Origin of the sequence: Promicromonospora alba (assembly GCF_042654905.1) — a bacterium.
In the GTDB taxonomy this organism is placed as follows: Bacteria; Actinomycetota; Actinomycetes; order Actinomycetales; family Cellulomonadaceae; genus Promicromonospora; species Promicromonospora alba.
This window is the reverse complement of the sequence record NZ_JBHSFI010000003.1, coordinates 605,266-626,633: the sequence shown is the minus strand read 5'-3', so window position 1 is coordinate 626,633 and position 21,368 is coordinate 605,266. Positions and strand designations below refer to the sequence as shown.

At 71.7% G+C, this 21,368-nt stretch carries 18 protein-coding genes; 10 read left to right on the top strand and 8 right to left on the bottom strand.

Annotation, left to right across the window (positions count from 1 at the left end; all coding sequences use genetic code 11):
- Positions 1–24: 24 nt before the first annotated feature.
- Positions 25–1,323: a glycoside hydrolase family 6 protein gene (locus ACFO6V_RS07980; RefSeq protein ID WP_377134000.1), complete on the bottom strand. Its 1,299-nt coding sequence runs from the start codon at positions 1,321–1,323 to the stop codon at positions 25–27.
- A gap of 344 nt (positions 1,324–1,667) precedes the next feature.
- Here ACFO6V_RS07980 and ACFO6V_RS07975 point away from each other — a divergent pair, with 344 nt between their 5' ends.
- Both ACFO6V_RS07975 and ACFO6V_RS07970 read left to right on the top strand, forming a co-directional pair.
- Positions 1,668–2,564 carry an aminoglycoside phosphotransferase family protein gene (locus ACFO6V_RS07975; protein ID WP_377133997.1) on the top strand — a complete coding sequence of 299 codons (897 nt, stop codon included), beginning with the start codon at positions 1,668–1,670 and terminating at the stop codon, positions 2,562–2,564.
- 100 nt (positions 2,565–2,664) lie between these two features.
- Positions 2,665–3,444 (top strand): glutamine amidotransferase-related protein, encoded by a 780-nt coding sequence (locus ACFO6V_RS07970; protein ID WP_377133995.1) that lies wholly within the window; start codon positions 2,665–2,667, stop codon positions 3,442–3,444.
- Here ACFO6V_RS07970 and putP read toward each other — a convergent pair.
- Positions 3,434–4,936 carry a sodium/proline symporter PutP gene (putP, locus tag ACFO6V_RS07965; protein ID WP_377133993.1) on the bottom strand — a complete coding sequence of 501 codons (1,503 nt, stop codon included), beginning with the start codon at positions 4,934–4,936 and terminating at the stop codon, positions 3,434–3,436. The two genes, ACFO6V_RS07970 and putP, sit on opposite strands and share 11 nt — an antisense overlap.
- Before the next feature lie 256 nt (positions 4,937–5,192).
- Between putP and ACFO6V_RS07960 the strand changes: the two genes are divergently transcribed.
- From ACFO6V_RS07960 to ACFO6V_RS07930, 7 genes are all read left to right on the top strand, one after another.
- Positions 5,193–6,602: a hypothetical protein gene (locus ACFO6V_RS07960; RefSeq protein ID WP_377133991.1), complete on the top strand. Its 1,410-nt coding sequence runs from the start codon at positions 5,193–5,195 to the stop codon at positions 6,600–6,602.
- Between the two features lie 45 nt (positions 6,603–6,647).
- On the top strand, positions 6,648–8,147 hold the full coding sequence (locus ACFO6V_RS07955) for an arylsulfatase (RefSeq protein ID WP_377133989.1): 1,500 nt from the start codon (positions 6,648–6,650) through the stop codon (positions 8,145–8,147).
- Positions 8,144–9,157, top strand: coding sequence for a formylglycine-generating enzyme family protein (locus ACFO6V_RS07950; protein ID WP_377133987.1), 1,014 nt, complete (start codon positions 8,144–8,146; stop codon positions 9,155–9,157). Before ACFO6V_RS07955 ends, ACFO6V_RS07950 begins: the two co-directional genes overlap by 4 nt.
- Entirely contained in the window at positions 9,154–10,131 is a 978-nt protein-coding gene (locus tag ACFO6V_RS07945; RefSeq protein ID WP_377133985.1) for a haloacid dehalogenase-like hydrolase, read from the top strand. The genes ACFO6V_RS07950 and ACFO6V_RS07945 overlap by 4 nt, the downstream gene beginning before the upstream one ends.
- A gap of 54 nt (positions 10,132–10,185) precedes the next feature.
- Entirely contained in the window at positions 10,186–10,614 is a 429-nt protein-coding gene (locus tag ACFO6V_RS07940) for a DUF6325 family protein (protein WP_377133983.1), read from the top strand.
- 96 nt (positions 10,615–10,710) lie between these two features.
- Positions 10,711–10,992, top strand: coding sequence for an SHOCT domain-containing protein (locus tag ACFO6V_RS07935; protein ID WP_377133981.1), 282 nt, complete (start codon positions 10,711–10,713; stop codon positions 10,990–10,992).
- Between the two features lie 35 nt (positions 10,993–11,027).
- The gene (locus tag ACFO6V_RS07930; protein ID WP_377133980.1) at positions 11,028–11,696 is read left to right on the top strand and encodes a hypothetical protein; all 669 of its coding nucleotides are present in this window, start codon (positions 11,028–11,030) and stop codon (positions 11,694–11,696) included.
- 95 nt (positions 11,697–11,791) lie between these two features.
- Here the strand turns inward: ACFO6V_RS07930 and ACFO6V_RS07925 are convergent, their stop codons facing one another.
- The 6 genes from ACFO6V_RS07925 to ilvD form a co-directional block, all read right to left on the bottom strand.
- Entirely contained in the window at positions 11,792–14,548 is a 2,757-nt protein-coding gene (locus ACFO6V_RS07925; protein ID WP_377133977.1) for a LuxR C-terminal-related transcriptional regulator, read from the bottom strand.
- Between the two features lie 205 nt (positions 14,549–14,753).
- Positions 14,754–15,206, bottom strand: coding sequence for a DUF7144 family membrane protein (locus ACFO6V_RS07920; RefSeq protein WP_377133975.1), 453 nt, complete (start codon positions 15,204–15,206; stop codon positions 14,754–14,756).
- Positions 15,207–15,272: 66 nt separating this feature from the next.
- Positions 15,273–15,770, bottom strand: coding sequence for a DUF1269 domain-containing protein (locus tag ACFO6V_RS07915; RefSeq protein WP_377133973.1), 498 nt, complete (start codon positions 15,768–15,770; stop codon positions 15,273–15,275).
- A 127-nt stretch (positions 15,771–15,897) separates the two neighbouring features.
- Positions 15,898–17,595 carry a SulP family inorganic anion transporter gene (locus tag ACFO6V_RS07910; RefSeq protein ID WP_377133971.1) on the bottom strand — a complete coding sequence of 566 codons (1,698 nt, stop codon included), beginning with the start codon at positions 17,593–17,595 and terminating at the stop codon, positions 15,898–15,900.
- Positions 17,596–17,724: 129 nt separating this feature from the next.
- The gene (locus ACFO6V_RS07905; protein WP_377133969.1) at positions 17,725–18,270 is read right to left on the bottom strand and encodes a TM7S3/TM198-like domain-containing protein; all 546 of its coding nucleotides are present in this window, start codon (positions 18,268–18,270) and stop codon (positions 17,725–17,727) included.
- Positions 18,271–18,448: 178 nt separating this feature from the next.
- The gene (gene ilvD / locus ACFO6V_RS07900; protein ID WP_377133967.1) at positions 18,449–20,158 is read right to left on the bottom strand and encodes a dihydroxy-acid dehydratase; all 1,710 of its coding nucleotides are present in this window, start codon (positions 20,156–20,158) and stop codon (positions 18,449–18,451) included.
- Positions 20,159–20,234: 76 nt separating this feature from the next.
- On the opposite strand from ilvD, the gene ACFO6V_RS07895 reads away from it, so the two are divergent.
- Complete coding sequence (locus tag ACFO6V_RS07895; RefSeq protein WP_377133965.1) at positions 20,235–21,269, top strand: TerC/Alx family metal homeostasis membrane protein; 1,035 nt, start codon at positions 20,235–20,237, stop codon at positions 21,267–21,269.
- Positions 21,270–21,368 lie beyond the last annotated feature (99 nt).

Here is a 21,368-nt window from a genome sequence, read left to right as displayed (position 1 = left end):
GACTTGTGGGCTGGTGGTGGGTCTTCAGCTGCCGCCGCCGAGCGGGGGCTGGGCGAGCTCGATCAGCTCGCGTGCCTGCTCGGGGAACCACTGGCCGGCGGCCGGGTCGACCATGCCGCGCTCCGGGTCCTCGGGTCCGCCGAGGCCGCGGAAGCACTGGCCGTCGGACTCGCCGGGGATCTTGATCCAGAGGAGCGCGTCGACGAGCTCGTTGCCGGTGCTGGTCGTCGGACGCAGGCCGAGGCCGCGGTCCGGCGGGTTGCACCAGGTCTCGGCGTCGGGGTAGACGCCGGCCGGTGCGGCCCAGGCGCCCCGGCCGTTGCGGCTGGTGTCGATGACGAAGTGCGTGCTGGGTTCGACGCCGCCGAGCGCTGCCTCGTAACGCGAGTCGATGCCCGCGGTGTTCAGCGCGGGATCGGCCGCCGTCGGGCTCCAGATGCCCTGGTTGGACAGGGTCACGCCGGTCCAGTCGTTCGCGGGGCCGCCGCTCCAGTACTGGTTGCCGCAGCTTGCGTAGTCACCGGGAACGACCTGCGTGGCGTAGGCGATGCACTGGGAGATCCAGGTGCCGTAGGCGGTGCTGTTCTCGGTGAACTCGTAGTTGGACACGTTCAGGAAGAACCCGTCCGCGCGCTGGACGCCCGCCTTGACGAGGCGGTCGGAGGCCTCGCCCACGTTGAGCCAGGACGTGTTCGTCCCGTCCAGGTACACGACGGTGTTCGGCAGCTGCCCCAGGCGGTCGACCGCGTAGTTGAGCATCTCGAAGCGCTCGGCGGCGGCGTCCCGGCCGGTGGTCACGGGGTCGTACTCCGGCGGCTGGCACCGCTCGAGCTGCCCGTCCAGCGTGGTGTACCAGGGGATGACGCCGAGCCCGTCGGGCTCGAGCATGACAGCGACCTCCTCCCGTCCGATCCCGGCCGCGAAGCCGTCGATCCACGCCTTGTACTCGGCGACGCCGAGGGCGCCACCCGCCGAGTAGAGCGCGCAGTCGCGGAACGGGATGTTGTACGCGACCAGGACCGGGACCTTCCGGTCGGTGTGCTTGACCAGCTTGCGGACCTCGCGCTTCACCTCGGCGGGCGTGCCGTCCGTGAACCAGGTGGAGCTGGGCACCCGGCTGAGCTGGAGCGCGTCGAGCTTGGCCTGCCCGCGCAGCTTGCGGGCCGCTTCCCTGGTGGAGCTGTGGGGGTCGTTGTAGATCTGCGTCCCGGGGGACAGGACGTCGTTGCTCGCCTGGGCGGGGCCGGCGCCGAGCAAGGCCGCGCCGATGGCGCAGACGGTCAGGGCGGCCAGGAGCCGGCGCCGAGAGGTCGGTCGGGTCATGTGGGGGATCTCCCAGGGTCTCTGCGAACAGGGTCTCCGCGAACGCTTCGTTGCTGTTCGCTACGGTGAGCTTCCGCTGCGGTGGGCATGCGACTGGAAGATTGTGGAAGCGCTCCCAGTCGCACCATGGTCAGGTCCGTCCGGCGGCTGTGTCAAGGTTTCGTGCGTCGCAGTTCCGTCGCTATCAGATTGCCGGCGGATCCGGTGCCGGCCCGCGCACCCGGTCATGTCGCGGACCCGCAGGCAGCATGCGTGGTGAGCATCACCTCTTGCCGGAAGGGCAAGGCGGCGGGCATAGGGTTGCCGGGCGCGGGTAAAGCGCCCGCTTTGCCCAAGGAGCATGCGTGACATCGGACTTCCTCACCGTCCCCGAACCGTTCGCCGTCCAGACCGTCGAACGCGAGCAGCGGGCCGGGCGCGAGTGGCTCGACCGGCTCCCGGGCCTGGTCGAGCAGCTCCTGCGCGACTGGGACCTGACGCTGGCCGGCCCGCCGGTCGCCGGCAACGTCGGCCTGGTGTGGGAGGTGCGCCGTACGGACGGGAGCGCCGCCATGCTGAAGGTGGGCTGGCGTGACGCGGAGACGAGGAACGAGGCGGAGGCCCTGCGCCGGTGGGACGGGCAGGGCGCGGCGCGGCTCATCGAGGCGTCCGGTGCGGCAGGCGCCCTGCTGCTCGAACGCCTCGACGCGGGGACGAGCCTGACCTCCGCACCGATGGACGCCGCGATCGAGGTCGCCGCTGGGCTCCTGAGCCTCCTGCACGTCGCGGACTGGTCGGGCTCGGGATGGTCAGGGCTTGACGACGCGCTGGAGCTCGAGTCGCACGCCCCGGAGCCGGGCGAGACCTACCGCGAACCGATCCGCGAGCTCCGCCCCGACGTCGAACGCGCCTTCCGCAGCGCGCCCCACGTGCTGCTCCACGGCGACTTCCACTACGAGAACGTGCTCCGGTCGGGAGCGTCCTGGAAGGCGATCGATCCCAAGCCGTCGCACGGCCCGGGCGAGTGGGACCTCCTGCCGCTTCTGAGGAATCGCTTCGACGAGTTCCCGCCGGGTCCGCAGCTGCTGCCGGGGATCCGGGACCGCCTCGAGTCCCTGATCGCGGCGACCGGCGCGCATCCCGAGCGGGCCTACCTGTTCGCCCACTACCGGGCGCTCCGGGACGCGGACTACGCCCGCCGGATCGACGACGGCGGGTTCGAGGAGGTCGCGACAGCGATAGCGGAGGCCACGGCCAGCTAGCGCCTCGGCTTCCCGTCGGCGAAGATCCCCGTCAGCGCCGATCCCTACCAGCAAAGATCCCTACCAGCGAAGACCGGAACCTGGCCGAGGAGCCGCACCCATGACCCACCCCATGACGCGCGACGCGCTCGCGATCCGGCACGTGCCCTTCGAGGATCTCGGGCTGCTCGAACCCCTGCTCCGCGCCCGCGGATTCCGGACGTCGTACCTGGACGTGCCGGTCGAGCCCGTCACCCCGGAGGCCGCGCTGGAGCCGGACCTCCTGGTCGTGCTCGGCGGCCCGATCGGCGTGTACGAGACCGAGGCCTACCCCTTCCTGGGTGCCGAGCGGGCAGCCGTCGCGGCGCGGGTCCAGGCAGGGCGCCCGACCCTCGGCGTCTGCCTGGGGGCGCAGCTTGTCGCCGCAGCGCTCGGGGCGGACGTCGTCGCCACCGGCCGCAAGGAGATCGGCTACGCCCCGCTGACCCTGACTGCCGAAGGCCGTGACACCGTCGAAGGCCGTGACACCGTCGAAGGCCGTGACACCGCCGAGGGCCACGACCCGGTGCTGGCGCCGCTGGACGGCGTCCGGGTGCTGCACTGGCACGGCGACCAGTTCGCGATCCCGGAGGGCGCCGTCCGACTCGCGGAGACACCGGGCTTCCCGAACCAGGCGTTCGCGATCGGCTCGCACGTCCTGGGGCTGCAGTTCCACCTCGAGGCCGACCACACGCAGATAGAACGGTGGCTGGTGGGCCACGCGCACGAGCTCGCGAGCGCCGGTATCGACCCGGCAGGCATCCGGTCGGACGCCGCCGCGTACGGCCCGGCGCTTGCCGAGGCCGCGCGGCGCACGTTCGACCGGTGGCTCGACCAGTCGCTCGGCGCCGTCAGGCCTTGACGGTCCGCTTCGCCGACGCGAGGCGGGTCGCCTCGGCGAACTCCGCCCGGACCGCCTCGGACGGCGCGGGCGTGAGCAGGCTGACGACTATCGCGACGAGCCCGCCCAGCACGAAGCCGGGGACCAGCTCGTAGAGCGTGTCCGCGAGCGGGGACCGGCCCCAGGCGAACGCGACGACGGCGCCGACGAGCATGCCGGACAGCGCACCCCAGCTGGTGAGGCGGCGCCAGTACAGGCTCAGGAGCACGGTCGGCCCGAACGCGGCGCCGAACCCGGCCCACGCGAACCCGACGAGGTCCAGGATCGTGTCGGTGCGGTCGAACGCGATGATCCCGGCGACCAGTGCGACGAGCAGGACGCCGGCGCGGCCCAGCATGACCTCGGTGCGCGGGGTCATCGGGCGGCCGGTGATCTTGACCAGGTCCTCGACCAGGGCGGACGAGGAGACGATGAGCTGCGACGAGATGGTCGACATGATCGCGGCGAGGACCGCAGCCAGGACCAGGCCCGCGATCAGCGGGTGGAACAGCACCTGCGACAGGAACAGGAACACCGTCTCGGGGTTCTCCAGCGTCTCGCCGTGGATGTTCGTGTAGGCGACGCCGATCAGGCCGGTGACTATCGCGCCGAGCGCGGTGAGCACCATCCAGGTGATGCCGATGCGGCGTCCGGCGACGGCGTCCTGCGGGGAGCGCATGGCCATGAAGCGCACGATGATGTGCGGTTGGCCGAAGTAGCCGAGGCCCCACGCGGCGGCCGAGACCACGCCGGTGAAGGTGGCGCCGGCCAGGAGCGACAGGTGGTTCGCCGCGTCGCTGGTCTCGGCGGCGAGGATGCCGTCGTGGATCGGGCCCCAGCCCCCGAGGTCGATGAACGCCACGACGGGCACCGCGACCAGGGCGAGCAGCATCAGGATGCCCTGCGCGACGTCGGTCCAGGTGGCGCCCAGGAAGCCGCCGAACAGCGTGTAGGCGAGCGTCACGCCGCCCACCACCCAGATACCCGTCGTGTAGTCGAGCCCGAACGAGCCCTCGAAGAACGTGCCGCCGGCCACCATGCCGGAGGAGACGTAGAACGTGAAGAACACCAGGATGATGGCGCCCGACGCGACCCGCAGGAACCGCGACGTGTCGTGCAGCCGGTTCTCGAAGAAGCTCGGGATGGTGATCGAGTTCTTCGCCGTCTCCGTGTAGGCCCGCAGGCGGGGAGCGACGAACTTCCAGTTCAGCCAGGCGCCGATCGTCAGGCCGATGGCGATCCAGGCCTCGACGAGACCGCTCACGTAGATGGCGCCGGGCAGACCCATCAGGAGCCAGCCGGACATGTCCGACGCGCCGGCGCTGAGCGCGGCGACGCCCGGGCTGAGCCGCCGGCCGCCGAGCATGTAGTCGTCGAGGTTGTCGTCCGTGCGGCGGAACGCGGCGTAGCCGATACCCAGCATCAGCGCCAGGTACGCGACGATCGCTATCGTCTTCCAGGCCTCGGGGGTCATGGAGGTGCTCCAGTACTTGTTGCGAGTTCTTGCTTCGGAAAACTTGTTACATGCGGGTGCGTCAGCCCGGCAGTCTGGCACGAAGTGCCGCCGGGGGACCAAATTCACCCCTGACCCCCTGCCCTGCCCCGCCCCGCAACCGTTCCCGGCCCCGTGACCACCGATCACCCGTTCTGGGTGAGGCCCCCGGGGGATGCGCTGGCGACCATCGAACCCAGGTGCCGCCGATCCGCGGCGAGCGCCGGGGGGAGCCAGCATGAGCGAGCCTGCGGGGGCGGAGAGCGGTGTCCGGTCACCTGACGCCGCTGCGCGTCTCGCCGCCCTCGAGCGGGAGAACGCGGATCTCCGGCGGCGGCTCGACGAGGCGGCGATCTCGCCCGGCAACCTGGCGGGGCGCTCAGCCGGCTCACCTGACGTGCCAGGACGGCACCGCTCGCGGAGTGCCGCCGCCGTCGTCCTGATAGTGGTCGGCGCGCTGCTCGCGCCCGTGGGCGTGGTCGCGGCCTGGGCAGAACGCACACTGACCGACACGGACCGCTACGTCGCGACGGTCGGCCCCCTGGCGGACGACCCGACCGTGCAGTCCGCGCTCGCGGGCCGGATGACCCAGGCCGTGATGACGCGGATCGACGTCGGCTCCCTGCTCGACTCCGTCGCCGGCGGCCTGGCCGAACGGGACGTGGCACCGCGGGCCGCCGCGGCGCTGCCCCTGCTCGAAGCACCTCTGACCAGCGGGATCGAGTCGTTCGTCCGCAGGGCCGCGGACCGGGTGGTGACGAGCGACGAGTTCGCCGGCTCGTGGGAGCGGGCCAACCGCGTGGCGCACGAGCAGCTCGTCGCGGTCATGCGGGGCTCCGGGGGCGACGTCGTCCAGCTGGGCCAGGACGGTCAGCTCACCGTCCAGCTCGCGGGAATGATCGACCTGCTCAAGACCCGGCTCGTCGACGGCGGGTTCCAGCTCGCCGCCAACCTGCCGACGATCAACGCGACGTTCACCGTCCTGCAGACCCCACAGCTCGTCGAGGTCCGGAACCGGTACGCCCAGGTCGTCGCGCTGGGCACCTGGCTCCCGTGGGTGGTGCTGCTCCTGCTGGGCGCCGGCGTCGTCCTCGCGGTCCGCCACCTGCGCGCCCTGGTCGTCGCCGGGCTCGCGCTGGTCGCCGGCATGCTCGTCCTCGCCCTTGGCCTCGCGGTCGCCCGCGGCCTCTACCTCGACGCGCTCAGCGGCGTCGTGCTGCGGCTGGATGCCGCTGAGGTCGTCTTCGACCAGCTCGTGAAGTTCCTGCGTGCCGCGCTCCGCACCGTCGGCGTGCTCGGCCTGGTCGTGGCGCTCGCCGCGTACCTGGGCGGGTCGAGCCCGTCGGCGCGCGGTCTGCGGGCCGGCGTCGGCAAGGGCTTCGGCACCGCCAGGGCCTGGGCCGAGGGCCGGGGCGTGACCTCGGGCCCGGCCGGGGTGTGGCTCGCCCGGTACCGCGGCGTCGTGCGCGCGGCTCTGATCGCGCTCGCGGCCCTGGTCCTCCTGCTGGCGGCCAACCCGACACCGGGCCTTGTCGTCGGGACCGCCGTCGGTGCGGGCCTGCTCATCGCGCTGGTCGAGCTGCTGGCCCGGCCACAGGCTCAGCCGCTGCCTCAACCCTTGCCCAGCACCCGGGACGACGCGTCCTGAGAGTGCGCTGCTCGCACGAGAAACCGTCTACACGAAGGAGACATCGTGGCCGACAAGCCGAACATCCTGGTCATCTGGGGTGACGACATCGGGATGACCAACATCAGCGCCTACTCCAACGGGGTGATGGGCTACCGCACCGAGAACATCGACCGGATCGCGGCGGAGGGCGCGATCTTTACCGACTACTACGGGGAGCAGAGCTGCACCGCGGGCCGCGCCGCCTTCATCACCGGGCAGAACCCGTACCGGACCGGACTGACGAAGGTCGGCATGCCGGGTGCCAAGCTCGGCCTGCAGGACGAGGACCCGACCATCGCGACCGCGCTCAAGGAGCAGGGATACGCGACCGGCCAGTTCGGCAAGAACCACCTCGGCGACCGGGACGAGCACCTGCCGACCAGGCACGGGTTCGACGAGTTCTTCGGCAACCTCTACCACCTGAACGCCGAGGAGGAGCCGGAGCTCGACGACTACCCGGACCCCGAGGAGTTCCCCGACTTCCGCAAGAACTTCGGGCCGCGCGGGGTGCTGCACACCTGGGCGAACGGGGACGGGACCCAGCGCATCGAGGACACCGGCCCCCTGACCCGCGAGCGCATGCGGACCGTCGACGAGGAGTTCCGCGACGCCGCGCTCGGCTTCATGCGGGACAAGGCGGGTGACGACCAGCCGTTCTTCGTGTGGTTCAACTCGACGCACATGCACTTCCGCACCCACGGCAAGCCCGAGAGCAGGGGCAGGGCCGGCCGGTGGCAGTCCGAGTACCACGACACGATGCTCGACCACGACGACGTCGTCGGCTCGCTGCTGGACCAGCTCGACGAGCTGGGCATCGCGGAGAACACGATAGTCATCTACTCCACGGACAACGGCCCGCACATGAACAGCTGGCCCGACGCCGGGATGACGCCGTTCCGCAACGAGAAGAACTCCAACTGGGAGGGTGCGTACCGGGTCCCGGCGATGGTGCGCTGGCCCGGACGGATCCCGGCCGGCACGGTGCTCAACGGGCTGTTCAGCCACAACGACTGGTTCGTGACGCTGCTGGCGGCGGCGGGTGATCCCGGCATCGCGGACCGGCTCAAGGAGGGGACCGACCTCGCGGGCACGCGCTTCAAGGTGCACCTGGACGGGCACGACCAGCTCGCGTACCTCACCGGCGAGACCGAGGAGTCGCCGCGCAAGCACTTCTTCTACGTGTCCGACGACGGCGACCTCACCGGGCTGCGGTACGACAACTGGAAGATCGTGTTCCTGGAGCAGCGGGTCGTCGGCACGCTCGACATCTGGCTGGAGCCCTACGTCGAGCTGCGCGCACCGAAGATCTTCAACCTGCGCACCGACCCGTTCGAACGGGCCGACGTCACGTCCAACAGCTACTTCGACTGGATGCTGGACCACGTCTGGCTGCTCGTGCCCGCGCAGACGTACGTCGGCGGGATGCTGGCCAGCCTCGCCGAGTTCCCCGCCCGGCAGGAGCCCGCGACCTTCAACATCGACCAGGCCCTGGCCAAGCTCAAGTCGGGCGCACCGAGCGCATGACGGCGCGCACCGGGCACGTCCGGGCCCGAGGCCCCCGGACCCACGACACCGTCCGGCTCGACGGCGGGACGTTCACCATGGGCTCCGACGCCCACTACCCGGAGGAGGCGCCCGCGCACCCGGTGCGGGTCGACGGGTTCCGGATCGACCGGTTCGCCGTGACGAACGCGCAGTTCGAGGCGTTCGTCGAGGCGACGGGCTACGAGACCGTCGCAGAGCGCCCGGTCGATCCCGCGCTCTTTCCCGGGGCACCGCCGGAGAACCTCGCGCCCGGGTCGATGGTGTTCGTACCGACACCGGGCCCGGTGGACCTGCGCCACCTCAGCCAGTGGTGGGCCTGGGTCCCCGGAGCCTCGTGGCGCCGGCCCGAGGGGCTCGGGTCCGGGATCGACGACCGGGGCGACCACCCCGTCGTCCACGTCGCCCACGAGGACGCGGCGGCGTACGCCGCATGGGCCGGCGCCGAGCTGCCGACCGAGGCCCAGTGGGAGTACGCCGCCCGGGGCGGTGTCGAGGGCGCGGCCTTCACGTGGGGCGACGAGGCCCGGCCCGCCGGCCGCATCCTCGCGAACACCTGGGACGGCCCGGACTTCCCGTGGCGGTCCACGGGGGAGTCGGGCTGGCTGCGCACCGCACCCGTCGGGTCGTTCGCCCCCAACGGGTACGGCCTGTACGACATGGCCGGGAACGTCTGGGAGTGGACCGGGGACTGGTGGACCGACCGGCACCCGGACGCCGTGCCGGACCCGTGCTGTGCTCCGGTGAACCCGCGCGGGGGCGACGCCGGGTCCAGCACCGACCCCCGCCAGCCGCAGTTCGCCGTGCCACGAAAGGTCATCAAGGGCGGGTCGTTCCTCTGTGCGGACACGTACTGCCGGCGCTACCGCCCCGCGGCACGCCGGCCGCAGGCGATCGACACCGGGATGAGCCACGTGGGCTTCCGGTGCGTCCACCGCGACACGGCGCTCGCGATGTCGCCAGACGCCGAGCCTCTGGAGATGGCTTCATGAACCGGGACGACGTCAGGAACTCCGGTCATCCGCTGCCGTCCTGGCGCCCTGGACCCACCCGGGACGCGGTCCTCGGGTTCCTCGCGGACGCGAGCTCGATCCCGCCGGAGGACCGGGTCGCCTACTTCGACAACGACGGCACGCTCTGGTGCGAGCGGCCGACGTACGTCCAGTACGAGTTCTTCCTCGACGCCCTCCGACGCCGGGTGCACGGCGATCCGGCGCTCGCCGAGGAGGCCGAGTTCCGGGCGGTGCTCGCGGGCGACGCGTCGGCGGTCGGCGAGATCGGGCTCGAACGGGTGGCCCTGGCGCTGGCCGGCCTCTTCCGGGGGATCAGCCCTGGCGCGTTCACGCGGGAGGTCCGCGCGTTCCTCCGCTCGGGTACCCACCCGACCCTCGGCCGTCCCCTGAGCGACCTCCGGTACGGCCCGATGCTGGAGCTCGTCGAGGCGCTGCGAGGGCTGGACTTTACCGTCGGCGTGGTGACGGGGGGCGGCACGGAGTTCGTCCGCTCGGTCAGCGAGGAGCTGTACGGCGTGCCGCCCGAACGCGTCGTCGGCACGATGATCGCCTACGACCTGGAGGAGGACGCGCACGGCCGCCCGGCCCTGCGGCGCACCGGACGGGTGCTCGGCGACGTCAACGAGGGCGCAGCCAAGGTCACCAACATCCAGACGCAGCTCGGCAGGCCGCCGGTGCTCGCCGCGGGCAACTCGACGGGGGACACCCAGCTCCTCGAGTGGGCGGCCGCCGCCGAGGGGCCGCACCTCTCGCTGCTGGTGGACCATGACGACCCCGACCGCGAGTTCGCCTACGCCAGCGAGGCGCAGTCGTTCGCGGCGGGGGAGCCCATCACGACGACGGCGCGGCGGCTCGGCTGGACGGTCATCAGCATGAAGGACGACTGGGCGTCCGTGTTCGCCGAGGACGGTCGGCGGCAGAGCGGAGGCGACGTCGGCGCACCGGGCGGGTGACCGCCCGAATCGCAGTGCCCACCTTCGTCCGACCAGCCAGCCCTGGAGGTTCCCATGTCATCGTCGTTCGGCCCCGTCGAGCTTGTCGCACTCGCCTTCGACGCGCCCCGCATCCCGCCCCCGGTCGTTCGCGCGGTGTTCGACGTCGCCGCGTCCGGCGCCGTCACCCTGCTCGACCTCGCCGTCGTACGCCGCAGCGACGAGGGCGGCCTCGTGATCCTGGAGGCGCAGGACCTCGGTGACGAGGTGGACCTCGTGGCGCTTGAGCTGCCCGCCACCGGCCTCACCGGTGACGAGGACCTGCGCGAGATCGCCGCCGAGATCGACCCGGGCACGTCGGTGCTCGTCCTCGCGATCGAGCACACCTGGTCGCGGCAGCTGGTCGCGGCGGCCGTGGAGGCCGAGGCCGACGTGATTCTGCACGAGCGAGTGCCCGCGGCGGCGGTCAACGAGATCGCCGCTCTGGCCGAGGTCCGGTCCTAGCCGTCGCGCCACCCGACTACCACCACCACTCCCACCACCGAACGGAGCAACACCATGTCCCCCTTACGACGTGTCGGCAGACCAGGTCTGCTCGGCATGGCGGCACGCACAGCCGTGGTCGCCGGCACGGCCCAGGCGACGGCGGGGGCGGTCAGCCGCCGCCAGGCCAACCGTGCCCAGCAGCAGTACGAGGCCCAGCAGTACGAGGCGGCACAGCAGGCGCCGCAGCCCGCCGCGCCACCGCCGTCCGCCACACCTCCTGGGGGCGGCGTCAACGACGCGCTGCTCACGCAGCTCACTCAGCTCGGCGAGCTGCACGAGAAGGGCGTCCTGACGGACGCCGAGTTCGCGGCCGCCAAGGCCAAGCTGCTGGGCTGATCTACGGACAGCAGGGCGTGGACAGGAGAAGGACAGTGGACACGACGCGTCCTGACGACGCGCCGTCGGCCGACGAGCACACTGCCGGGAGCCGTTCGCCGCTGGTGGAGCACGTCGCCGTCGCGCTGCTGGCGATCACGGCCGTGCTCACCGCGTGGAGCGGGTTCGAGGCGAGCAAGTGGAGCGGGGAGATGTCGATCTCGTTCTCCAGGGCCTCGACGCAGCGCATCGAGGCGTCGCGGGAGGCGACGACGGCGGAGGCGGCCCGGGCAGTGGACCTGCAGGTGTTCGGCATCTGGCTGGAGGCGACGTCGGAGGGCAACCATGAGCTGGCGGAGTTCGCCCGCGAACGGTTCACCGACCACTTCGCGCCGGCGTTCGACGAATGGCTCGCGACGCGTCCGCTGAAGAACCCGGACGCGCCGCGCAGCCCGTTCGCGATGGACTCCTACGTGCCGCCCGGCCGGGTCGAGGCAGCCGAGGCCGACGCTCGCGCCGACGCCTACTTCGCCGACGCGCTCGCCGACAACCAGCGCGGGGACAACTACACGCTGCTCACGGTGCTGTTCGCGCTGGTGCTGTTCTTCGGGGCGCTCTCCAACCGGTTCGGGTCGGAGCGGAAGTCCTGGACGATCCTGGTCGGTGCGGGCGTCCTGCTGCTGGTCGGGGTAGGTCTCCTGATCTTCTTCCCGAAGATCATCTGAGGAGGCGTCCCCGACGCGACCCCGACCCTCTGCACGCGACACGCCGACGATGCGCTGCAGTGTGTTGGGGTCGCCGGCAGTGAGCCCGTCGCCGGTCAGAGCAGGTGGAAGCTGCGGGCGATCTTGAGGGCCTCGCTGCGGCGTGACGCCGCGAGCTTGGTGTAGAGGCTGGAGACGTGCGTCTTGACGGTGTTCTCCGAGACGAACAGCGCGGCGGCGATGTCGGCGTAGGTGGCGCCCCGGGCCAGCTCGTTGAGCACCTCCCGTTCGCGCGGGCTGAGGGCCGGCGGAGCGAGCGCCCGGCTCACCTCGTCCAGCTCGCTGGGGGTGGCGGTCATCGACGCGTAGATGGTCGTGACGTCGGGCCGCCCCTCCGCCGTGGTGGCGAGGTCGTGCAGCCATCTCGTCGTGGGGCGCTTGGCCAGCCGGCGCAGCAGCGTCTCGATGGGCGTGCCCTGGCGGGCCCAGCCGAAGAACGGCACGGCGTTCCGGCGGGCCTCGGTGACCGAGACCGCCTCGATCAGGCGCTCGTGCGAGCGCACCGGGTCGCCCAGGGCGTCGAGCAGCTGCGCCTCGCAGGCCAGCGCGAGCGCGCGGGTCGGGGGCTGCGAGTAGGTGGCGTCCGCCGAGGCCGTCTCGAACGCGGCGGCGGCGGCGCGCCGGTCGCCGTCCCGGTCGGCGCGCAGGCCTCTGACCAGGGCGGACTCTCCGACGGCACCGAGCCGGCCGAGGGTGTCGTGCAGGGACTTGAGCGTGTCGCGGTCGCTCGCCAGCGCGGCGACGAACGCGCGCTCCACGAGCAGCGCGACCCGCAGGTGCTCCGGGAGCTGATCGTCGGTCAGCCGCAGGCACTCACCGGGGCCGGACAGGAGGCGCTGCGCCTCGGCGACGTTGCCGGCGAGCACCTCCTGGCGTGCGTCCCACAACCGGAACCAGAAGCGCGTGCACAGGTCGCCGCTGTGGTACCGCACACCGGGGAAGGGATCCACGGTGAGCTCGGTGGGGGTCGGCACGTCGAGCAGCCGCGCGAGGAGCCGCGCGAGGTTGGCCCGCGCCTCGACGAACCGCACCTTCGCGGCGCCGGGCGCGCGGGCGGCGACGAGGACCTCGTCGGCCAGCTCGATGCACGCGCTCTCCCGCCCGCGCATGTACTGGGTGAGCGCGAGGTGGCTCAGGGCGCAGGTGCCCAGCGGTGCGAGACCCTGGCCGTGCGAGAGGCTGACGGCGAGCGTGAGGCTGGCCTCGGCGTCGGTGAGCTCGCCCAGCCAGTTCTGCGCCACCCCCAGCTCGGTGGCCAGCACGGGAAGTACCTCGGCGTTCGCCTCCCGCACCGCCGGGCGGGTCTGGGACGCGACGAGCACGCGCTTCGCGTGGCCGACGGCGGCGTAGGCGGGCTCCAGCCCGAGGGCGACCCGCCACAGCCGGACGCACGCGACCGTGGCGTCGAGACCGTCCAGCCCGCCGGGCAGCCAGGCGTTCGACCAGCGGCGCCGGGCGTCCAGGATCCGGTCGGCCCAGTGGCGCGTACCCTCGACGTCGTCCCGCAGCCAGCAGCCGAGCGCGATGGCGAACCAGATGTCCGGCCGGTCGTCGACGACCTCCGGCTCGGCGCGGACGAACGCGGCCACCTCGTCCGGCCCGCACCGGTTCAGCACCATGCGCACGCCGTCCTGTGCGAGCACGTCGGCCGCCTCGGCGGGCGCGCCGACCCGGACGAGCCGGGCGAAGGCCCCGGTGAGGTGGCCGCGGGCCACGTCGAGACCGACGGCGCGGCTCACGGTGGCGCGTGCGCGCGCGGCGTCGACACCACCGGCGGCGAGGCGCTGCCGGACGACCTCCACGAGGAGCGGGTGGACGCGGAAGCCTTCCGCGCCGGCCGTCGGGGTGTCGGCCGGACAGTGGTCGGCAGGATCGTCGGCGCGCCGCACGAGCAGGCCGGTGTCCTCCAGCTCGGCGAGGATCTCGCCCGCGTGGGGATCGTGGGACAGGTGCGCCGCGGTGGGGACGCTCACCGCGTCCTCGCCCGCCACGCACAGCAGCAGGTGTCGTTGCCGCGGGGTGAGCGTGCTGAAGACCTCGCCGGCGACCCGGTTGGCGATCGGCTCGGTGTCGGCGGCGAGCAGGCGTGCCGCGGCCGCGGGGTCCGGTGCGCCGCGGAGGCCCCGTGCCGCGAGGACCGCGGCGGCACACCAGCCGTCGGCGTGCCGCGCCACGGCGGCGAGCACCTCCGGGTCGTCCGTCCTGGCGTGCTCCGCGATCAGGGACGCGCTCTCGGCAGGGCTGAGCCGGAGCAGGTCACCGCGCAGAAAGGTGAAGTTGCCGAGAAGCTCCGGCACCAGCCGGGTCAGCGGGAGGGCCCAGCGGCTCAGCAGGACGATCCGCATCGACTCCGGCGACGAGTTCAGCCGTTCGTCGATGTGCCGCAGCGTCGCGGCCGGGAGCCGGCCGGCGTCGTCGACCACGACGAGGGACGGTGATCTGTCGGGTGTCACGACGGGGACCCGGGCGTCGAGGACGGCGCCGAGCCGCTCAGGCGTCCAGGTCTCGTCGGCGCGGACCCACACGGCGCCGTCGGCCCTGGCCGATGCCGTGGAGCGCAGCCATCCGGCGACGCCCAGCGTCTTCCCGGCCCCGGCCGGGGCCACGACCAGGGTGACGGAGCCGTCGGCAGCCTCGTCGAGCCGCTGCCAGAGGCGGGGCCGCGGCACGTAGACGCGCGGCAGGCGTGGTGCGAGATCGTCGGCGGCCAGCGGGTGGGCGCCGCCGGGTAGGTCGGGTGCGACGGCGAGCCGGGGGGCCCGCGACGCGAGGGTCGTCCCGCGCCGTGCGACCGGAATCGGTTTGGGGTGCATACCGCGGCGTCCTCCACTCGTACTGGTGAAGTGGCAGCCGCCCCCTGGCCGCCGATACACGTCCGGCAATCTCACGACCGTTTCCTGTGCATTGCTGGACACCAACAACCCTGCATCAGCAACCGGTCGTGCGCTCACCGACAATGCCGTCCTTGGCCCGCGATCACCGCGCACAGAGGGTGAAATAGACCCGCCATCTTGCGGTTCACGCAGGATTGTCAGAGGCGAGAAGCGTGCAGAGAGACCAGATCACGGCCACGTTGAAGGCGATGACTATCCCACTCCAGATGGGGAAATAAGGCAGGAACGCAAAGTTTGCGATGCTCGAGAGCGTCGCCAGAACAATTCCCATCAAATAGGCCCAGGTCCGGCCGGTGAGGATCCCGATTCCCGTCGCGAGCGCGACCACCCCCACGACAATGTGAATCCATCCCCAGCTCGTCATGTCGAGCTGATAGACGTACTCGACACCGGTCAGGTAAACGGTGTCCTGGGCGACCGCGGCGATTCCCTGGAGGATCTGGAACAGCGACGCCATGATCAGCATCGTTCCCGCGAACCCCGAGGTCGTGAGAGCCACGGACGGGGGCGGGCCGTAGTTGGCGACGGGGGCCATACCCGGATAGGGGTCGGTCCCTGATGCGTGTGCGCCGGCCATGACAGCTCCTTCGGTAGTGGGTTGGGTGCGGGTGGGCTCGTTGCGGGTGGGCTCGGCGCGAGCCGGTCAGTCCTCGCCGAAGACCTCGCGCAGCGCGGCCTCCTGCTCGGTGTTGAGGTTGGTGAAGATCAGCTCGGGCGGCTCCTGGCCGGCGAACGCGTCGCGGATCTTGTCCATCACCGCGTCCGACGACATGACGAACAGCGCCGACGTGCCCGGCGTGATCTCGTCCCGCACCCGGTTGATGAATCCGTCGTCGATCCCGACGTCGGTGAGGGATCCGCTCAGCGCGCCCGTGGCGGCGCCGATTGCCGCGCCGAGCAGCGGGACGAAGAACAGGAGACCGAAGAGCATCCCCCAGAACGCGCCGCCGAGGGCTCCCGCCCCAGTGGTCGAGCTGAGCTGGCGCGTCTTGGGCTTCTTGGCCCCTTCGTCCCACCGCACCGTCGCCGCGTCGTGGACGGTGACCAGGTTTTCCTTGGACAGCTGCTGGAGGGTCTTCGACGCGGTCTCCGCGCCGTCCGCGGTCTTGAACTTCCAGACGGTCAGCGTTGTCTGAGACATGAGGGGCTCCTTCGGGATCAGTGTTCGGGATCGGTTCGGGATCGAGCTCGGAGTCAGGGGAGTGGCCTGACCCTGCTACTCCAGCCCTCGCGTGCGCTCCGCGCCTCACCCGTTCCCGGTGAACTGCTCAGGCACCCGGGTCGCGGTCGCGACCGGCCCCGACGGCGTCGTCGAGGGTCGTGAACAGCACGGGCTCGCCCTCCGACCCGACGCGGGCCAGGACGTCGCGCACCTGCCCGATGCCCTCGGCGAGCGCCAGGTCGCCGCCGTCGCGCCGGAGGTCGCCGCGCAGCTGGACCAGCATCGCGGCGGCGGTCACGTCGACCGACGGCGTCGCGCGGCCGTCCAGGACGACGAGCTGCAGCCCGGGCTCCGCCGCGGCGAGCTCCCTGATCCGCGTGCGCACGTACTCCGCGTTCGCGAACATCAGCGGCCCCTCGACCCGGACGGCGAGCACACCCGGCACCGTGGCGTACGTGGGGTTGCGCTCCGCGTCCACCCAGGGCCGGCCCGACTCGTCACCGACGGGCGCAAGGACGGCGACGCGCGGACGCGAGGTCCGGGCCAGCAGCAGGATCAGCGACACGGCGATGCCGATGACGAGCCCCGGCAGCGTGTCGAAGATCAGTACCCCCAGCAGCGCGGCACCAGCGGCCATGAAGTCGGCCCGGGCCGTGACCTGGTAGAAGTGCACCATCCGCCCCGTGCGCACCCGCCACAGCCGGCGCAGTGACCGGACATCGACCAGCTCGACGACGGCGACCACGACCACCGCGGCCAGCGTCGCCAGCGGCAGCTGTTCGAAGATCCCGGTCAGGAACAGCAGGGTCAGGATCGTCAGCGCTGCGGCGGTCAGCGCCGAGACCTGGGAGCGGGCGCCGGCGCTCGCGTTCACCGCCGTCTTGGACAGGCTGCCGTTGACGACCATCCCGGAGAGGATCCCGGAGCCGAGGTTGGCGATCCCGAGCCCGGCCAGCTCGCGGTTGGGGTCGACGTCGTAGCCCCGGCTCGCCGCGTAGGTCTTCGCGGCCCCGAGGCCCTCCGCGAAGCCCACGAGCATGAGGCCGACGGCGCCGCCCAGCAGCTCCGTGAACTGCGGGCCCGTCACGTCGGGCAGCCCGACCCGGGGCAGCCCGGCGTCGATGTGGCCGACGACGGCGAGCCCGCGCTCGCCCAGGCCGAACAGGATCGTGGCGCCGATCGCCAGGAGCACCACGACGAGCGACCCGGGCAGGAACGGCATGGTGCGGCGCACGACGACCAGGGCGGCCAGGCTCGCCAGGCCGACGGTGATCGTGAGCGGGTCGACGTCGCCGAGCTGGCCGAGCAGGGCCCAGGTCTTCTCGAAGAAGCTGCCGTGTCCGCCCTCCACGCCGATCAGGTCGGGGACCTGGCCGATCATGATCGTCAGCGCGAGGCCGATGATGAAGCCCTTGAGCACCGGCTCGGAGATGAACGCGGCGAGAAAGCCCAGGCGGAGCAGGCCCGCGACGACCGCGACGATGCCCGTGGCCAGGGCGAGGGCGGTGGTCAGGGCGACCGGGTCGCCGTCGGCCCCCGCGATGCTCGCGACGATGCCCGCTGAGAGCGCCGCCGTCGCCGACATGGGCGACACGACGAGCTGCCGGGACGTCCCGGCGATCGCGTAGAGCGCCAGGGCGGGCACGGCGGCGTAGAGGCCGACGACCGGCGGTACCCCCGCGATGGTGGCGTAGGCGAGGGACTCGGGGACGAGCACCGCCCAGACCGCGAGGCCCGCGATGATGTCGGGGCGTACCGACGCGCGCCGGTACCCCGCGAAGGACGGGGCGAGGAAGCTGGGCACGCCGCCGACCGTAGGCGCGTGGCACTGGCCGGCAGGTCACCCGGAAGGGGTGACGCGGCCGACTCCGCGGCCCGGGGGAGCGGTCGAGCAGGGTGATCGGGTGGCGCCGCCCGGGTCTTCGCCTGCCGGCTAGTCCCGGCGGCGGCGCTGCACGCTGTAACCCACGGCGGCGAGCACCACCCATACCACTATGACGACGACGACGCCGGCGGTCGTCCCAGGTCGCCACAGTTCACCGGCGGCGTCGGCCCAGAGACGCCCGACGCCGGACAGCACCAGCGCCGCCCCGCCGAACGCCGTGGCCCAGACGAGGAACGGACGCTCGAACCGGCGGGCCAGCAGCCCGCTGGTGAGGGCCACCGCGGGGACCATGACGAGCAGGAGGAGCAGGTCCGCGCCGCCGCCCTGCACCAGGACGAACAGCTTGGCGCCGATCACCGCCCCGACGCACAGGCCGCCGACGAAGAAGAGGAGCCGGGCGGTTAGCAGGGTGAGCACGAAGGCCAGGACGGCGCCGCCCAGGCTGATCAGCAGCGTCGTGCCCGTGTCGGCGTCGAACGCGACGGCGAGCGTCCAGGCGACGCCGAAGCCGGCGGCCAGTACGGCGAGACGGACCGACAGCGCACCCGCCAGGCACAGGAGCAGGCCGACGAGGATGATCGCGAGGGCAGACATCAGGGGCCTGCGGAGGGGTCGGGCGTCGGGTCGGACGGCGGGATGCCGCCGCCGTCGTCCGGCACCGCCGGGAGGTCGTGGTTGCTCACGGCTCATCGTGGACCGTGCCGCGGTCCGGGCGGGTCACCCTGTTCGGGTGACGCCGCCCGGCCCGCCTGCACTGCCGACGAGCAGGCTCCTACGCCAGCACAGCGCCCTTCGACGCCGACTGGACCAGCTTGGTGTACTTGGCGAGCACACCCCGCGTGTACTTGTGGGGGAGTGGCGCCCAGCCGGCGGCCTCGCGCGCCGCGAGCTCGGCCGGCTCCACGAGGATGTCGAGCGTCTTGGACGCCACGTCCAGGCGGATGCGGTCGCCGTCGCGCACGAACGCGATGGGCCCGCCGTCGACCGCCTCGGGCGCGATGTGGCCGACGCACAGGCCGGTGGTCCCGCCGGAGAACCGGCCGTCCGTGATGAGCAGGACGTCCTTGCCCAGGCCCGCGCCCTTGATGGCGCCGGTGATGGCGAGCATCTCGCGCATGCCGGGCCCGCCCTTCGGGCCCTCGTAGCGGATGACGACGACGTCGCCCGCCTGGATCGTCCCGTCCTCCAGGGCGTCGAGCGCGCTGCGCTCGCGCTCGAACACGCGCGCGGTGCCCTCGAACACGTCGGAGTCGAAGCCCGCGGACTTCACGACGGCGCCCTGCGGCGCGAGCGAGCCGTTCAGGATGGTGATGCCACCGGTCTTGTGGATCGGGTCGTCCATGGCGCGCAGGATCTTGCCGTCCGGGTCCGGCGGGGCGATCTCGGCGAGGTTCTCGGCCATGGTGCGGCCGGTGACCGTCATGACGTCGCCGTGCAGCAGTCCGGCGTCCAGCAGCGCCTTCATCACGACGGGCACGCCGCCGATCCGGTCGACGTCGTTCATCACGTACTGCCCGAACGGCTTGAGGTCGCCCAGGTGCGGCACGCGGTCGGCGACGCGGGAGAAGTCGTCGAGGGTCAGGTCGACCTCCGCCTCGTAGGCGATGGCGAGCAGGTGCAGCACCGCGTTGGTGGACCCGCCGAACGCCATGACCACGGCGATGGCGTTCTCGAACGCCTCCTTCGTCATGATGTCGCGCGCGGTGATGCCCTTGCGCAGCAGGTTCACCACTGCCTCGCCCGAGCGGTGCGCCCAGGTGTCGCGACGGCGGTCCGCTGACGGCGGCGCCGCCGAGCCGGGCAGCGACATACCGAGCGCCTCGGCCGCCGACGCCATCGTGTTCGCGGTGTACATGCCGCCGCACGCCCCCTCGCCGGGGCAGATCGCCCGCTCGATCCGGTCGACGTCGCCCTGGCTCATGAGCCCGCGCGAGCACGCCCCGACGGCCTCGAAGGCGTCGATGATCGTCACCTGCTTCTCGGTGCCGTCCTCGAGCTTGACCCAGCCGGGCATGATCGAGCCCGCGTAGAGGAACACGCTGGAGAGGTCGAGGCGAGCGGCGGCCATCAGCATGCCGGGCAGCGACTTGTCGCAGCCGGCCAGCAGCACCGAGCCGTCCAGCCGCTCGGCCTGCATGACCGTCTCCACCGAGTCGGCGATGACGTCGCGGGACACGAGCGAGAAGTGCATGCCCTCGTGGCCCATCGAGATGCCGTCGGAGACCGAGATGGTGCCGAACTCCAGCGGGTACCCGCCGGCGGCGTGCACACCCTCCTTGGTGGCCTTCGCGAGCCGGTCGAGCGAGAGGTTGCACGGCGTGATCTCGTTCCACGAGCTCGCGACGCCGATCTGCGGCTTGACCCAGTCCTCGTCGCCCATCCCGACGGCACGGAGCATCCCGCGCGAGGCGGTCGCCTCCAGGCCGTCGGTCACCGTGCGGGAACGGGGCTTGACGTCGACAGGGCTCTCGGTCTTGCTCATGAACTCTCCTCGGGCACAAAGACACTCAATAGGCGATATTCAATACTGTCAGTGCCGGCAACCGACGGAGAGACCTTTGCTCGAGATCAGTCCACTCACGTGGGGCGTGACCATCGGCTTCATCGTCCTGCTGCTGGCGGTGGACCTGGTGCTGGCGGCGGCCCGTCCGCACCACGTCGGCTTCAAGGAGGCTACCGCCTGGTCCGTGTTCTACATCGCGGTAGCCATCGGGTTCGGCGTCTGGTTCGGCCTGCAGTACGGGAACACGGCGGGCACCGAGTACTTCGCGGGCTACATCATCGAGAAGAGCCTGTCGGTCGACAACCTGTTCGTCTTCGTCATCATCATGAGCACCTTCGCGGTGCCCGACAAGCACCAGCACAAGGTCCTCGTCTTCGGCATAGTGCTCGCGCTGATCATGCGTGCGATCTTCATCGCGCTCGGCGCGTCGCTCATCAGCCTGTTCTCGTTCACGTTCCTGTTCTTCGGGTTGCTGCTGATCTACACGGCGGTGCAGCTGTTCCGGCACCGGAACGAGGACCCGGACATCGAGAGCAACCTGATGGTGCGCGGCGCACGCCGGTTCCTGCCGGTCAGCGACGACTACATCGGCGGCAGGCTCGTCGCGAAGGTGGACGGCCGCCGGGTCGTCACCCCGCTGTTCATCGTGCTGATCGCCATCGGCAGCGTCGACCTGCTGTTCGCGCTCGACTCGATCCCCGCGGTCTTCGGCGTCACCGAGGAGGCGTACGTCGTCTTCACCGCCAACGCCTTCGCGCTGCTCGGCCTGCGGGCGCTGTTCTTCCTCGTCAAGGGGCTGCTCGACCGGCTCGTGTACCTCTCCGCGGGGCTCGCGATCATCCTGGCGTTCATCGGCGTCAAGCTGATCCTGCACTGGGGCCACGTCGACATCGACGAGTCGATCCCGGAGATCCCGACACCGCTGAGCCTCGGCGTGGTCCTCGGCGTCCTCGCCGTGGTGACCGTCGCGAGCCTGATCCGGACGCGCGCCATGCCGGACGAGAAGGCCCATGCGGGCTCGCTCACGGCCACCAAGGTCAGGGTGGAGGTCCGGCCGAGGCCCGGAGCCGATCAGGAGCCGCCGCACTGAGACCGGGAGCCGCCGCGCTGAGCGGGGTGTCGGCCTCGACAGCCGCTGTGCTATACATCGGACGCTCATACATCTGATGTTTCCGCGCCGGGCTGACCG